The sequence below is a fragment of the Janthinobacterium sp. genome (assembly GCF_009923995.1).
Lineage (GTDB): Bacteria > Pseudomonadota > Gammaproteobacteria > Burkholderiales > Burkholderiaceae_D > Janthinobacterium.
In genome coordinates, this window is record NZ_RFSK01000025.1 from 14,691 (window position 1) to 29,255 (window position 14,565).

Here is a 14,565-nt window from a genome sequence, read left to right on the forward strand (position 1 = left end):
AAGCTTCCCCTGCCGCATACCGGTCTTGCCGATGGCGGTGTCCAGGGGCAAAGCAAATTCTCGCCGCACCGATACGGTACAGCAAGCCTTACCCTTACAATAAAAATGCCCGCAGTTGCGCCGTGAACAAGTCCGCCGCCTCGACGTTCGAGATGTGCGAGGCCGGCAGGCTTGCCAGGCGGCTCCCCCCGACCTGCTGCTGCAGCCAGCGCGCATCGTCCAGCGTGGTGACTGGATCTTGCTCACCAGCAATAACCAGGGTCGGTACGCCCAGCGTGCCGACGCAGGCACGCAAGTCAGCCTGCGCCAGCGCCTCGCAGCAGGCCGCATAGCCGCCCGCATCCTGTCCGCGCAGGATGGCCACCATGCGCGCTACCGTGTCCGGCTCCCGCCCGATGAACTGCGGCGTGAACCAGCGCCCGGCGGCGCCATCGGCCACCGCGGCCATGCCGTCGCGGCGCACCAGCGCCGCCCGCGCCAGCCAGGCCTCGGCGCCGCCGATGCGCGCCGCCGTGTTCGCCAACACCAGCTTGTGCAGGCGCTGCGGCTGGTGGATGCCCAGCCACTGCCCCGTCAAGCCGCCCATGGAGATGCCGCAGAACGCGGCGCGGGCGATCTCCAGGTGGTCGAGCAGCGCCACCACGTCCAGGCCCAGGCGTTCGATGCCGAATGGCGCGCCGCCGCCGGCGGACAGGCCATGGCCCCGCGTGTCATAGCGCACGACAAAAAATCGGGATGCCAGCGCAGCGGCCTGGGCGTCCCACATGGACAAGTCCGTGCCCAGGGAATTCGACAGCACCAGGCAGGGATTGCCGCGCTGGCCATCGGTGCGGTAATGCAGGAGCGTATCGTTCCCGTTCGAGGTGGTCACGACAATTCCGGTGTCCGTCTGTTTCATGGCATGGGTCCTTGGCTCGCGCCGTATCGCGGCTCAGGCATCGCCGTCGCGCACGGACGACGGATGGCGGCACAGCGGCATCACGTCGATCTGCATGTAGGGGAACAAGGGCAGCGAGGTGAGCAAATCATGCAGTTCGTCCACGCTGTCCACGTCAAAGACGCTGATGTTGGCGTACTGGCCGGCGATGCGCCACAGGTGGCGCCACTTGCCCTCGTGCTGCAGGCGCTGCGCCAGTGCCTTTTCCGTCTGTTTCAACTGGGCCGCCTGCTCCGCCGGCATGGTGACGGGCAGGTTCACGTTCATGCGTACATGAAATAACATTGCATTCTCCTTTATTGACGCTGCAGGGAACGCAGCTTGTCCATATCGATCTCCACGCCCAGGCCCGGGCCAGTCGGCACCTGCAGCATGAAGTCGCGGTACACGAGCGGTTCGCGCAGCACTTCCTGCGTCAGCAGCAGTGGCCCGAACAGTTCCGTGCCCCAGGCCAGTTCCGCAAACGTAGAGCAGACATGGGCCGTGGCGGCCGTGCCAACGCCGCCTTCGAGCATGGTGCCGCCGTACAGGCCCACGCCGGCCAGACGCGCCACGGTGGCCACCTCCAGCGCCGGCAGCAAGCCGCCGGACTGGGTGATCTTCACCGCGTACACGTCGGCCGCGTCGGCCTGCGCCAGCGCCAGCGCATCGGCGGGACCGTGCAAGGCTTCGTCGGCCATGATAGCCACGTCGAAGCGCTGCTTCAGGCGCGCCAGCGCGGCGCGGTTGCCCGCCTTGACGGGCTGCTCGATCAGGTCGATGCCGCCCGCTTCCAGCGCGGCGATGCCGCGCACGGCGTCCGTCTCGCTCCAGGCCTGGTTGACGTCGACGCGCACGCTGGCCCGGTCGCCCAGCGCCCGCTTGATCTCCAGCACGTGGGCCACGTCGTCCATCACGTCGCGCAAGCCGATCTTCAGCTTGAAGATGCGGTGGCGCCGCAGCTCCAGCATCTTTTCGCCTTCGGCGATATCGCGCACGGTGTCGCCGCTGGCCAGCACCCAGGCCACGGGCAGCGCGTCGCGCACCCGGCCGCCCAGCAGTTCCGACAGCGGCACGCCCAGGCGGCGCGCCTGCGCGTCCAGCAGCGCCGTCTCGATCGCGCACTTGGCGAAGCGGTTACCCTGGATAACCTTGCGTACTTTGGCCATGGCCTTCGCCACCTGGCTCGCGTCCATGCCGGCCAGCAGGGGCGCGATATAGGTGTCGATATTCGTCTTGATGCTTTCCGGGCTTTCGCCGCCGTAGCTCAAGCCGCCGATGGTCGTGGCTTCGCCCCAGCCCGTGATGCCATCGGCGCAGCGCACGCGCACCAGCACCAGGGTTTGCGTATTCATGGTGGCGACGGACAGCTTGTGCGGACGAATGGTTGGCACATCGACCAGGAAGGTCTCGATATTTTGAATCATATTTATTCCGTATAATTCTGTGGAGTGGTGACACGATATGCCCCCAAAGTCCCCACGTCCAACACCGAGTTGGTATCGAACCTATACCTGAAAGGTATGAAGATGGAATTACGCCACTTGCGCTACTTCGTCGCGGTCGCCGAAGAAAGGAACTTTACGCGTGCTGCCGAGCGCCTGCATATCGCGCAGCCGCCGCTGAGCCGGCAGATGCAGCAGCTGGAAGAAACCCTGGGCGTGGCGCTGATCGAGAAAGGATCGCGGCCCCTGCGGCTGACGGAAGCGGGCGAGTTTTTCCTCGCCCACGCGCGCCCGCTGCTCGACCAGGTGCGCGACCTGAAGGCGATGACGCAGCGCATCGGCAAGCTGGAACGCACCCTGTCGATCGGCTTCGTCGCCTCGACCCTGTACGGGGAATTGCCCGATGTGGTGCACCGCTACTGCGAGCGCCACCCCGCAGTGGACGTGACCCTGCACGAGATGACGACGGTGGAGCAGATCAAGGCGCTCAAGGAAGGCCGCATCGACGTGGGCTTCGGACGCCTGAAAAGCGAGGACCCCAGCATCCGTCGCATCCTGCTGCGCGAAGAGCGCCTGGTCGTGGCCCTGCCGCCCGGGCATCGGCTGGCCCATGGCGAGGGCGGCCTGCGCCTGACGAACCTCACGCATGAAACCCTGCTGGTCTACCCGAAGGCGCCCCGCCCCAGCTTTGCCGACCAGGTACTGGCCATGTTCAGCGATGGCAATGTCACGCCGGGCCTCGTCACCGAGGTGCGCGAGCTGCAGATTTCCATGGGACTGGTGGCGGCCGGCCAGGGGATTTCCATCGTGCCGGAAAGCGTGCAAGCCATGCATCACCGGAACGTCGTGTACCGCAAGCTGGACGACACTCATGCGTTTTCCCCCATCTTCTTCAGCGTGCGCCACATGGACCGCGCGCCCGAGCTGGAAAACATCCTCGCCGCCGTGTACTCGATCTACGATGAACACGGCATCGCGCACGTCAAGGAAAGCCTGTAGCGGAAATCCGGCTACAGCGGCGCGTCGGCCAGCAGTTCGGGGCGCAGCGCGCGGATGCGCAGTTCCGTGAAATAGCCGCCCGCCTCGTTGTAGCGCAGGTAGTGGCGGCCGCAACCCAGGCAGCGGGCCACCTGGCTCAGGTTGGCAGGATAGTAGCGCGGCGCGATGGGCGCGTCGGCACTGTCATAGCGCGTTCCCTGCGGGTGATACTCGGCGAAGGTCGGTTCCTCGTACGGATCTTCGCGCAGGGTGCCGATTTCTGCAAAGCGGTCCAGCTCCAGCGAGGTGGGAAGGCGCTGCCAGGCATCGAGCGGGACGGCGCAGCAGCTGCATTTCTGGGTAACCGCGGCCGACGCGGCGGCCAGGGTGGACAAGGCGGGGAAATCGATGAATTTCATGTTCAGCCAGTGCAAAGGTGCGGCCCTTGGCAACGAGCCTGGCCGCGCCTTGGCATTCTAGCGGAATGCGTCTTTCAGTGCCCCATGAAGTCGTTCCACTGCGGCAGCAGCACGATGCTGTTCGGATTGAGGCCCCTGTCTTTCAGGGTATCGACGCTGCGTACCACCGCCTCCTTTTTCAGGTCGATGACGGTGATGCTGCCATCGCTCATGCCGGGCAGATTGAGCAGCGCATTCTGCACGAAGGCATAGCGGCCATCCTTCGTGAACGCCACGTGGTGCGCGCCTTCGGCGGCGGGTATCGATTTCACCAGCCTCGGCTTGCCGATGCCGTCCGTCAGGTCGAAGATATGCAGGTGGCCCGGCTTGGCCGTCGTCAGGTACAGCCGCGTGGCGCCCTTGTTGAAATACAGTTCCAGCGGCACGCCCGCCTTTTGTTCGGCAAAATCATGCACCTGGGCCGTGACAAAATCCTTCGTTGCCGGGTTCCACGTGGCCGTCCACACGGTGCCGCCGTACATATTGGCGATGTACGCCACGGGCGGATGGCTGCCCGGGACGAACAGCACCTCCACTGGCGCCTCGCCCGACGGTGATGGCTTTTTCGACAGCTTGTGCGTGCCCAGCACCTTCCCCGTGCTCGTTTCCAGCACGCTGATCACTTCACCCGCATCGCCCAGGTCCGTGGGGCGGATGGTGCTCGTCAGCAGCGTGCGGTCGATGCCATCGTGGACCGCCAGGCCGTGCGGATACGGCGCCGGCAATTTGACGGTGCGCCCCGGCTTGTCGTGCACGGCATCGCCTTCCAGCACGGCCTGCGAGCCCATGCAGCTCAAATACCAGCGCTTGTGGTCATCCGAAAAGACGATGTCCTCCCCTACCTGACAGGTGGGCACCTCGATCACCTTGATGGGCAAGTCCTTGTGGCGCATGTCCATCACGCGCAGCTGCGTCTTGCCCAGCGCCGTGATGTAGGCCTTGCTCATGTCATGGTTGTAGAAAATGTGGTGCGCCACCAGGTCCGGCGGCAGGGGAATATCGCGCACGATCCTGCCGAAGTGTTTCGACTCCGGATCGACGTCGATGATGGCGATGCCCTCCTTGCGCGAGGGCGGCGCGACGGGGCTTTTCAGCGACTTCAGTGATTCGGGCGACTTGCTTTCGTAATTGACCATGGCCAGGATTTCGGCCCGTGCGGGCGGCGCGGCCAGGCAGGCCAGCGCCAGTGCAAACAGCATTTTTTTATTCTTCATCGTCTCCCCTGCCTCTTTCAAGTGTCATTGGATAGGCCAGACCGGCGGCGCTTGTCGCCAGTGCGCGCCGATCATTCTACGGCGGCACTTTTTCAAACTGGCGTTTTTTTTCAGATGGCCAATGCTGGAAATCTTTCCTAAAATTTAAGGATGAAAAATACTCCATTTCACCTTCCCCTTGCCAGCCTGGGTCTGGCCATTTTTCTGCTGTGCGCATCGGCGCAAAGCCAGGCGCAGGGCGGCCCGGCGGCCAGCCAGCGGCAACCGGAACGGCATGTGGCGCTGGCCATCGCGCAGCGCAAAATCGCGCCAAGGCCGCCGACGATACGGGTGCGGCAGCACGACATCATCACGCTGGATTGGACTACCGACGAGGAAGTCAGTATCCACTTGCACGGCTACGACCAGCTGCTGACGGTCAAGCCGGGCGCCCCGCAAGCCATGCGTATCGACGCCAGCGTGCCGGGCCGCTTCCCCGTTTCCGCGCACGGCTACGGCGCGCAGACGGAGCACAAGGGCAAGCATCACCGCGAAGCGCCGCTGATGTACCTGGAAGTGCTGCCGCGATGATGCGGCGCGCCGCCGCTCTCGGCCTGCTGGCCGCGCCAGGTCTTGGGCACGCCCACGGCTTCGGCCAGCGCTACGACCTGCCCCTGCCGCTCTGGATGTACCTGCTGGGCGCGGGGCTGACGGTGGCGCTGTCGTTTGCCTTCCTGGCCCTGTGGCGCCGCGACGATACAGCGCCCTATCAGGGCGACTATGCGCGCCTGCTCGTGCGGCACTTCCCCGCTGCGCGTGCCATCAACCTTGCGCTGCGCCTGCTGGTGCTGGCGCTGTATGTCCTCGTGATCGTGGCCGGACTGGTGGGCGTGCAGAACCCCGTGAAAAATATCGCCCCCGCCATGGTCTGGGCCATCTGGTGGGTAGGCATGGCGTATGTCTCGGCACTGGTGGGGGACCTGTGGGCGCTCGTCAATCCGCTCGACAGCGTGGCGCGCGCGGCGGCGCAGCTGTGGCCCCGCTGGCGCGCACCGCTGGCGTGGCCGCGCTGGCTCGACGGCTGGCCGGCCACCGTCCTGTTTTTCTGCTTTATCTGGATGGAACTGAACTGGGAAGGCAGCGAACAGCCGGCCAGCCTGGCCTGGACCATGCTGCTGTATTCCGCCTGCACGTGGACAGCCATGGCCCTGTTCGGCCGTGAAACCTGGCTGCGCCACGGCGAAGTGTTCCACGTCGTCTTCGGCCTGCTGGCGCGCTTCGCACCTTTCACAGTGCGCGACGGCGCCTTGTACGTGCGCCCGTATGCGGCGGGACTGCTGGCGACAGAGCCCGTGCGCCCCGCCTGTCTGGTGCTGGTGATCCTGATGCTGGCCTCCGTCAGCTTCGACGGCATGATGGAAACGCAGGCATGGTACGACATCGTCGACGTCGTCTTGGCCGTGGCACCGGGCGCGCTGGCGTGGATCACCACGGCCGCCCTGCTGCTGATGCCGGCCCTGTTCCTGGCCATCTTCCTGCTGTTTTGCGCACTGATCGCCCGCTGCGGCGCGGGCGATGGCCAGCCGGCCCTGCCCCTGCTGCGCGTGGCCGGGCACTTCGTGCTGACGCTGGTGCCGATTGCCATCGCCTACCATTTCGCCCATTACCTTTCCTTCCTGGCGATGGCGGGCCAGTACCTGATTCCGCTGGCGTCGGACCCGCTGGGCCTGGGCTGGGACTTGTTCGGCACGAAGCTGTACTTCATCCGCCTCGGCATCGTCGACGCCAAGGTGGTGTGGTACGTGTCGCTGTTTGCCATCATCGCCGGCCACGTGGCGGCCGTCTGGCTGGCCCACGTCTGCGCGCTGCGCCTGTACGCCAGCCGCCGCGCCGCCCTGCGCAGCCAGTATCCGATGCTGGCCCTGATGATCGCCTACACCTTGCTCAGCCTCTGGATCATCGCCCAGCCTATCGTCGGCGGCTAAGCCGCTGTCGCCGCGCCAGGGCCAGCTCCACCAGCATCAGCAAGCTGCCGGAAATAAGCAGCAGCGGCATCAGTGCGCACATGATGGCCGCCACCAGCCAGGCCAGCGCGGAGGGCGAAGTCCAGGCGCCTGGCAGCAGCTTGGGCAAGCCCAGCGAGCCTGGCAGGCGCCGCTTGAAGTACATCAGCCAGCCCGACACCAGCGAAAACAGCACGCTGGCGCCAAACAGCAGCAGCAAGGCCTGGTTCCACCAGCCGAATTCGCCGCGATGGAAAGGGATGCCGATGGCCGTGGCCTTGCCGAACGCCGTTTGCGCCTCCCACCCCGCGTAGTACAGGGGCTTGCCGCTGTAGGCGTCGAATTGCAGGTCGAAGCGCAAGGTGGGCCGGCTGCGGTCGGCCATGGTGGCGCGCCACACATCGTCCTGGCTGGCCGGTGCCGTCAGCTGCACGGCAATGGCCGGCGCATGGCTGCGCGCCACTTGCCAGGCGCCCTGCCAGTCCAGCGGGCCGCCAGCCGCGTCCTCGCTCGAATGCAGGCCGCGCGGCGCGGGCGGCGATGCCTGGCCGCTGATGTCGCGCAGCGCGCGGATGCGCCCTCCCGCCTGCTGGCTCCACGTCAGCCCCGTGGTCAGGATCACGACACTCACCAGCCCCAGCGCCACGCCGAGGAAGGCATGCCACTGGCGCCAAGCATTGCGGCCCCGCGCACCGCGCTTCGGCACGGCCGCCTGCGCGCCGCGCGGCCACCACAGGATCACGCCCGTCACCAGCATCACCATCAGCCAGCTGGCCGCCAGCTCGATCATCCAGCGCCAGCCATCGTTCTGCAGCAGCCGCGAATGCAGTCTTTTCGCCCAGTTGCCGAAACGCTCGCTGCTGGCCAGGCTGCCCAGCACGCGCGCGTCATACGGATTCACGTACACGACGATGGCTTGCGCGGGCAGGCCGAATTTCGGCTTGACGACGGCGGCATGCCCGCCATGGCCCGCATGTTCAGCATGTTCACCTTGCGCGCCGCCAGACGGCGCAAACGCCACCTGCACGGCGTCATCCTTTTCAAACGGCGGCACCACGTGCTGCACTTCCCAGCCACGCGGTGCCGTCCGTTCCGCCGCTGCCACGGCGGCATCCAGCGGCAGCATGGCGCCCTGCGGCGTCACATGGTCAAGGTGGGCGTACAGCGCCGTTTCAATCTGCGGCGTGAACACGTACAGCATGCCCGTCAAGGTCGCCAGCAAGGCGAACGGCGAAGCGATCAGTGCGGCCCAGAAGTGGATGCGCCAGTACAGGCTTTTGCGGCGTGCGATGAGAAAGGTGTGATCGTCCATGCTGTGCCTCACAGTGCGCTGTAGGTGTAGGACAGGCCCAGCATCACGCTGCGCGGCGCGCCTGGCGTGTACTGGTTCTGCGTATTGGCCACGTAGCTGCCCACGCCTGAATAGCTGCTGCTGGCCGAATCGGCGTAGCGCTTGTCTGCCACATTGCGCAGCTGCGCCCACGCTTCCAGGCCGCGGCCGATCCGGTAGCTGGCGCGCAGGTTCAGCAGCGCGTGACCGCCATACTCCACCGTGTTGGCGTTGTTCATCCAGTAGCGGCCCTGGTGCACGGCTTCGAGCGCCACCCTGGCGCCGGCCACGGGCTGGTAGCCGATCTCGACCGAGGTGATGTCGCGCGGCGCCTGCGGCATGGTGCGGCCGCTGTAATCGAGGCTGGCGGAGACCTGGTAGCGCAGGTAGCGGTGGCGCGCGACGGCCGTGGCGAAGCGCGCGTCGAACGGGCCGCTGGCGTAGTTCAGGCCCAGCTCCAGTCCTTCGCTGCGCGTGCGGCCCGCATTGCGGTTTTCGCTGTTCCCCGGCGAGACGGTATAGCTGACGATGGTGTCGCGCCCGTCAAGGCGGTACAGGGCCGTATCGAGTTTCAAGCGCCCCTGCAAAAAGGCCCAGCGCAGGCCGATTTCATAGTTGTTGTACACGGACGGCCGCAAGTCGGCGATGCCCGTCTTGCCATACAGCTGGCTCACTTCGGGCGGGGTAAAACCCTGGCTGACGTTCGCATACGCGCTGCCGGCATGGCCGATGGCATGGGTGGCGCCCAGCTTCGGGCTGGCGTGCGAAAAACTGCGCGCCTCGTCGGGCGCGCCGTAATCAACGCTGCCGCCGGGCGCCAGATGGTTATGGTAATCGTAGCGGATGGCGTCCGAACGGCCGCCCAGCACCACGCGCGTGCCGGCCAGCGGAGAAAATTCCCACTGCGCGAAGACGGCCGTGTTGAGGATATCCGTCCGGTAGTCGCGTACGCCCTGCGGATTGCTCGCATTGGCCACGCTGTAGCGCAAATACCGGCCCGTGGCCGCATCGCGCACGATGGACAGGTTGTCGCTGACAAAGGGATTGTCGCTCTTGTCCACGTACACCCCGGCGACCAGGCGCGAGCGCAGCCAGGCGAATTCCTGCTGGTGTTTCACGTCCAGCCCCAGCGAATCGACGTGGTTGTTGTTGATGACGCCCTTGCACAGCATGCCTGCGCAGCTGCCGATGGAATACGCGGGTATCTGCCCATGGTCGTTCTTGCGCGTAAATACGGTAACGGTGCTCGTGCCCCGTTGCGTCGTCGCACCTTCCCACGCCAGGTTCATGCGCGTCGTCTTGTCCTTGCGATAAGTGAACGTGTTCAGGCTCTTGCCAGGATCATTGCGGTAATCGTTCTCGAACAGGCTGCCCGTCATGGCCGCATCGAGATCCGTGTGGACGATGGTGGCGCGCAGCTGCGACGTGGGACTGAGCGCATAGTCGGCGCGCAGCGAGAATGAATCCTTGTCGCCATAGCTGTACTCTTGCCAGTTGTCGCGCGAACGGCGCGAACTGTAATGGGAGAAGCGCAGGCCCAGCGGGCCCCAGGTATCGCTGGCGGAGGTGTCGTAGCGCGTGTAGCCGGCCACATTGTCGCGCCGCACGCCCACCTTGGCCGTCGGCGTGGCGCTGGCACCGGCCGTGAGGAAATTGACGGCACCGCCCACGGCATTGCTGCCGTACAGCGACGATGCGGCGCCCTTCACCACTTCCATGCCGCTGGCCCCGGCCATGTTCATCTCGTTGAGCGAGTTGTGGTTGAAGACGCCCAGCGGACGGATGGGAATACCGTCCTCCAGGTACTGGTACACGGCATTCGTGCCGATGGGCTGGCGGATGCTCATGCTGTGCTGCTCGTTGCCCAGGTCATTCCAGTACACGCCGGCGATGCGGTTGAGGATATCGCCCATGGTCTTCGGCTTGTCGCGCTCCAGCGTCTGGGTATTGACCACGCCGATGGCCTGCGGCGTCTCGGACAGCCACGATTGCACGCGCGAGCCGGAAACGACGACGGTGTCGATGGCGTGGTCGGTTTTGTCAAGTTGCTGCGCCTGCGCGCAGGGGTAGGCCAGGGTGATGGCCACGGCCAGCACCAACAGTTTGTTGTTCATGTGATTCTCGTTGAAATATGCGGATGCGGCCCGTCACGCCGGTGGGCGGACAGGTCGAACTTGACAATGCAAAAACTCAGACGAGGGCGGGCGGTGCGCGCGACTGCGCGGTGCTCCAGATGAACAGCGGTGCGGGGGACTGGTAGTACAGGGCGGGGAAGATGGCCGTGCCGCTGGCCACGGGCAGCGGCATTATCGGGCTGGGTGGCAGGCCCACGGAACCCGCATGCGTGGAGCAGAAGGCGCAATGCTCCATCTGCATGGCCTTGCCGGCGGACTTGCCGTCATCGGTCGCGCCGGCATCGACCTGGACAAAACGGATGCCGGCCACCGAGCAGATTTCCGCCCAGCCGGAGCCAGACTCCTGCTTGGCGTTGGCGACGGCCTGGGAAATCGATGGCGCGAGCGCCGCCAGCAGGATCGCGAAACAGGCGATCCAGGCGGCAAAGCGGCGCGTGAACAAGGTCATTCCCATGGCCGCATTTTACCAGCGGCCGCGGGGCGTGGCTAGCGCAAGGCCGTTCAGGCAGCCGGGCAGGCGACGCTGCCGTTGTCAAAGGAACGCACGACAGCGGCCATGTCGGCGGCGATGCGATTCACGGCGCGACGGTGGCCCAGCACCAGTTCATCGTAGCCGGTGCCCACCTTTTCATTGGCGATGGTGCGGCACGTGACCACCTTGTTGCTGGAGAGCTGGCGCACGCTCCATACGGCGTCGATCAGCGCATACTGCCCCATGACCGATTCGAAGCGCTGCACATTGGTGCTGATGCGGTACACGGGCAGGTTGTCCGGATGCGGCGTGCGGAACACGTCGATGGCGCCCAGGTCGTTGGTCACGGCCGTGGACAGGGACTGGCCGATTTCGCCGGCCAGCGGTCCCGCCCAGCGCTGCTGCTCCAGCAGTTCGATGCGCCCCGATGGCGCCGTCACGACGAACTGGTTGCGGCTCACCTGCTGCGGCACGCTGACGGCCAGCACCTCGACATAGTATTTCACGGGCTTGGCCGGCTGCGCGTCGGCGCCGCCCGAGAGCGTATAAAAATGCTCGGGTTGGGGCGTGGAGCATCCGCCCAGCAGGATGGCGGCCGCCAGTAGCGCGAAAATGGGCTTCTTCATTTTTGTTCATCTCCTTTTTTGCCGCGGATCAGGGACTCGGGATGGCGTTCCAGGTAGTCCGACAGGGCATTGAGCGATTGCAGGGTTTGCGTCAGCTGTTGCAAGGCCTGGCGCACGTCCGACTGCAGCGGCGAATCCTTTTGCAGCACCTGCTCGGCCGTGCCGAAGGTCTGCTTCGCCGCCGTCAGGGTATCGCGCATCTCCGGCACCACCTGGCCATCGAGCTGCTTGAACAGGGTATTGGCCTGCTTGATGGTGGCGTTCAGGTTGTTGCCGATCTCCGCGTACGGCACCTGGTCGAGCTTCCTGGCGATGCTGGCGATCTGCGTCTGCAATTCATCGAGGGTATTGGGCACGGTCGGCACTTCCAGCGGATACTTGTTCAGCTCCAGCGCCACTTTCGGCGCTTTCGGGAAGAAGTCCAGCGCGATGTACAACTGGCTGGTGAGCAAATTCCCTGTGCGCAGCTGCGCCCGCAAGCCACGGCTGACCATGCGTTCGAGCAACTGGTGCCCGGCCGAGCCTTCCGCATCGTCGACGGCCGTCTTGAAACGCATGCCCAGTCGGGCCGGATACAGGTTGACGGTGACGGGCATGCGGAAGTTCTTCTTCACGGGATCGAATTCGATACCCACCGAACGCACCTCGCCCAGCACGATGCCCCGGAAATCCACCGTGGCGCCGGGCTGCAGGCCGCGCAGCGACTGGTCGAAATAGAACACCGTGGTAATGGCTTCGCCATCGGGTTCGCGCATGGCGCTGGCCTCGTCGGCCGCCAGACGGTAGCTGGTGCCGGCCGGCGCCGGCTCCTCCGGCTTGCGGCCGTTTTCCGCCTCGAAGGCGATACCGCCCACCAGCATGGCGGCCAGCGATTGCGTATTCAGCTTGAAACCATTGGAATCGAGGCGCACGTCGACGCCGCTGGCATGCCACCAGCGCGCGTTCTTGCCGACGAACTGGTCATACGGCGCATTCACGAAGACCGACATGGTGATGCCGTGGCCGTCCTTGTCCAGCGCGAAGCTGACCACCTTGCCCACCCGCAGGCGGTGGAAGAACAGGGGCGAACCCACGTCGACGGAGCCGAGGCTGTCCGCATGCAGGGTGTACAGCTTGCCCTTCTGGTCGCCTGCCACGGCGGGCGGATCTTCCATGCCGACGAAGCTCTCCTTTTTCTCTTCCGACTTGCCCGTGTCGACGCCGATGTAGGCACCGGACAGCAAAGTGCCCAATCCCGTCACGCCACTGGCGCCGATCTGCGGACGCACCACCCAGAAGCGCGTATCCTTGGTGGCGAAGCGGCGCGCTTCCTTGCTCATGTCGATCGTTACCAGCACCCTGGTCAGGTCCTCATCGAGGGTGATGGTACGCACCTGGCCAATGTCGACATCCTTGTATTTGACCTTGGTCTTGCCCGGCTCCAGGCCTTCGGCGCTCTTGAAGCTGACCGTCACCGTGGGCCCCTGGTCAAGGATGGACTTGGCGGCCAGGCCGGCGCCGATCAGCGCGGCCAGCAGCGGAATGAGCCACACCAGAGAGGGTAGCCAGCGGCTGCCCTGCTCCACCTCCGGTTCCGGCAATGACCGTCCGCCCGTTTCGGCAAGGTCGCCCGCTTCTTTGTCAGACATGCTGTTCTCCAATCACAGTATTGTTTCCGGTATTTGCTATCACCACGGGTTCTTCCTCGCCGGGAGCCTGTTCGTCGACGGGATCCCAGATCAGACGCGGGTCGAACTGCATCGCCGCCAGCATGGTCAGCACCACCACGGCGCCGAAGGCCAGCGCGCCGGGACCTGCCGTGATCACCGCCAGCGACTTGAAGCGCACCAGCGCCACCGTCAGGGTGACGACAAAGATGTCGAGCATGGACCAGCGGCCGATGAATTCGACCATGCGGTACAAAACGGTGCGCTGGCGCGGCCGCCAGCGCGAACGCCGCTGCACCGTCCAGGCCAGCAACGCCAGCACGCCCAGCTTCAGCATGGGCACGACCACGCTGGCGATGAAAATGATGATGGCCAGGCCCTTCGAGCCGCTGGTCCAGAACAGCACCACGCCGCTCATGATGGTGTCGTTCTGCGCGCCAAACAGCGTGTACGTCACCATCACGGGCAACAGGTTGGCGGGAATATAGAGAATCATGGCGGCGATCAGCAGGGCCCAGGTACGGCTGATGCTGTTTGGTTTGCGCACATGCAGGGTCGAACCGCAGCGCACGCACGCCAGATGCCTGCCCTTGCCCAAGGGAGGCGCCACCAGGCCGCAGGCGTGGCAGGGCACGACTTTTTCACCGGGCGCGAAAGCCTTGTAGCGCATGCCGGGCAACGCCTGACGGGTCAGGTCGTCGCCCAGGTTCCACAGTGCCTTCGGGTCGAAGGAAACAACGATCGCCAGCAGCAAGGTCAACGCGCCAAACGCGAACAACCCCGGTTGCGGCACCACGGTGGCCAGGCTGGTCATCTTGACGACGGTGATCAGGATGCCGATCATCAGCACTTCCGTCATGCCCCACTCACGAGACGTCTGCACGGCGCGCAGCACGCGGTTAAAACCGGGCACCTTGACGCCGCCGCGCAAGCCCAACGCCACGTACAGCAGGGAGCCCAGTTCGATGGCGGGAAACAGTATGGTAAACAGGAACACCATCGTCGCCACCACCTGCATCTGCTCGGACCACAGCACGCGGATGGAACCGAGCAAGGTGGCGCTGGACGTCAGGCCATTGACCTCGAGTTCGACGATGGGGAAAAACTGGGCGATCAGGAAGACCAGGGCGGCGCCCAGGGTCAGCGCCACCACCTTGTCCAGGCCGGCGGGCGCGCCGCGGCCTGACGCGGCCCGGCCTGACGCGGCCCGATACAGCACCGAGCGGCAACGGATGCAGCGCGCCTTTTCGCGTGGACGCAGCGGACGTTTGCGGTACAGCACGCCGCAGTCATGACAGCTAATCAGGTCGTATCGTTGCACAGTGTGAAATTTGCCGGCGCGGGAAGGCACGCCGATCTCTTG

Annotated in this window: 14 protein-coding genes; 3 read left to right on the forward strand and 11 right to left on the reverse strand. The window is 65.3% G+C overall.

Annotated elements, in window-relative coordinates; genetic code table 11:
* Positions 1 to 94 precede the first annotated feature (94 nt).
* The 3 genes from pcaD to EBS11_RS14135 are packed head-to-tail and all read right to left on the reverse strand — an operon-like array spanning position 95 to position 2,343.
* A complete protein-coding gene (gene pcaD, locus EBS11_RS14125) occupies positions 95 to 898 on the reverse strand; it encodes a 3-oxoadipate enol-lactonase (RefSeq protein ID WP_290603586.1) in 804 nt (267 codons plus the stop codon).
* 33 nt (positions 899 to 931) lie between these two features.
* A complete protein-coding gene (gene catC / locus EBS11_RS14130; RefSeq protein WP_290603588.1) occupies positions 932 to 1,222 on the reverse strand; it encodes a muconolactone Delta-isomerase in 291 nt (96 codons plus the stop codon).
* Between the two features lie 11 nt (positions 1,223 to 1,233).
* Positions 1,234 to 2,343 (reverse strand): muconate/chloromuconate family cycloisomerase, encoded by a 1,110-nt coding sequence (locus tag EBS11_RS14135; protein WP_290603589.1) that lies wholly within the window; start codon positions 2,341 to 2,343, stop codon positions 1,234 to 1,236.
* A 102-nt stretch (positions 2,344 to 2,445) separates the two neighbouring features.
* Here EBS11_RS14135 and EBS11_RS14140 point away from each other — a divergent pair, with 102 nt between their 5' ends.
* Positions 2,446 to 3,360: a LysR family transcriptional regulator gene (locus EBS11_RS14140; protein WP_290603591.1), complete on the forward strand. Its 915-nt coding sequence runs from the start codon at positions 2,446 to 2,448 to the stop codon at positions 3,358 to 3,360.
* Between the two features lie 11 nt (positions 3,361 to 3,371).
* On the opposite strand, the gene EBS11_RS14145 is transcribed toward EBS11_RS14140, so the two are convergent.
* Entirely contained in the window at positions 3,372 to 3,758 is a 387-nt protein-coding gene (locus tag EBS11_RS14145; protein WP_290603593.1) for a hypothetical protein, read from the reverse strand.
* A gap of 74 nt (positions 3,759 to 3,832) precedes the next feature.
* Positions 3,833 to 5,011: a hypothetical protein gene (locus EBS11_RS14150; protein ID WP_290603594.1), complete on the reverse strand. Its 1,179-nt coding sequence runs from the start codon at positions 5,009 to 5,011 to the stop codon at positions 3,833 to 3,835.
* Positions 5,012 to 5,161: 150 nt separating this feature from the next.
* On the opposite strand from EBS11_RS14150, the gene EBS11_RS14155 reads away from it, so the two are divergent.
* Both EBS11_RS14155 and EBS11_RS14160 read left to right on the forward strand, forming a co-directional pair.
* Positions 5,162 to 5,581, forward strand: coding sequence for a hypothetical protein (locus EBS11_RS14155; protein ID WP_290603596.1), 420 nt, complete (start codon positions 5,162 to 5,164; stop codon positions 5,579 to 5,581).
* The gene (locus EBS11_RS14160; RefSeq protein WP_290603598.1) at positions 5,578 to 6,975 is read left to right on the forward strand and encodes a hypothetical protein; all 1,398 of its coding nucleotides are present in this window, start codon (positions 5,578 to 5,580) and stop codon (positions 6,973 to 6,975) included. Before EBS11_RS14155 ends, EBS11_RS14160 begins: the two co-directional genes overlap by 4 nt.
* Here the strand turns inward: EBS11_RS14160 and EBS11_RS14165 are convergent.
* The 6 genes from EBS11_RS14165 to EBS11_RS14190 form a co-directional block, all read right to left on the reverse strand.
* A complete protein-coding gene (locus EBS11_RS14165) occupies positions 6,959 to 8,305 on the reverse strand; it encodes a PepSY-associated TM helix domain-containing protein (RefSeq protein WP_290603599.1) in 1,347 nt (448 codons plus the stop codon). The two genes, EBS11_RS14160 and EBS11_RS14165, sit on opposite strands and share 17 nt — an antisense overlap.
* A gap of 8 nt (positions 8,306 to 8,313) precedes the next feature.
* Entirely contained in the window at positions 8,314 to 10,437 is a 2,124-nt protein-coding gene (locus EBS11_RS14170; RefSeq protein ID WP_290603600.1) for a TonB-dependent receptor, read from the reverse strand.
* Between the two features lie 76 nt (positions 10,438 to 10,513).
* Positions 10,514 to 10,912, reverse strand: a complete 399-nt coding sequence (locus EBS11_RS14175) for a DUF2946 domain-containing protein (RefSeq protein WP_290603602.1) — start codon at positions 10,910 to 10,912, stop codon at positions 10,514 to 10,516.
* Positions 10,913 to 10,959: 47 nt separating this feature from the next.
* Positions 10,960 to 11,556, reverse strand: coding sequence for a PqiC family protein (locus EBS11_RS14180; protein ID WP_290603604.1), 597 nt, complete (start codon positions 11,554 to 11,556; stop codon positions 10,960 to 10,962).
* A complete protein-coding gene (locus EBS11_RS14185) occupies positions 11,553 to 13,184 on the reverse strand; it encodes an MlaD family protein (RefSeq protein WP_290603606.1) in 1,632 nt (543 codons plus the stop codon). The genes EBS11_RS14180 and EBS11_RS14185 overlap by 4 nt, the downstream gene beginning before the upstream one ends.
* Positions 13,177 to 14,523 (reverse strand): paraquat-inducible protein A, encoded by a 1,347-nt coding sequence (locus EBS11_RS14190; RefSeq protein ID WP_290603608.1) that lies wholly within the window; start codon positions 14,521 to 14,523, stop codon positions 13,177 to 13,179. The genes EBS11_RS14185 and EBS11_RS14190 overlap by 8 nt, the downstream gene beginning before the upstream one ends.
* Between the last annotated feature and the right edge of the window lie 42 nt (positions 14,524 to 14,565).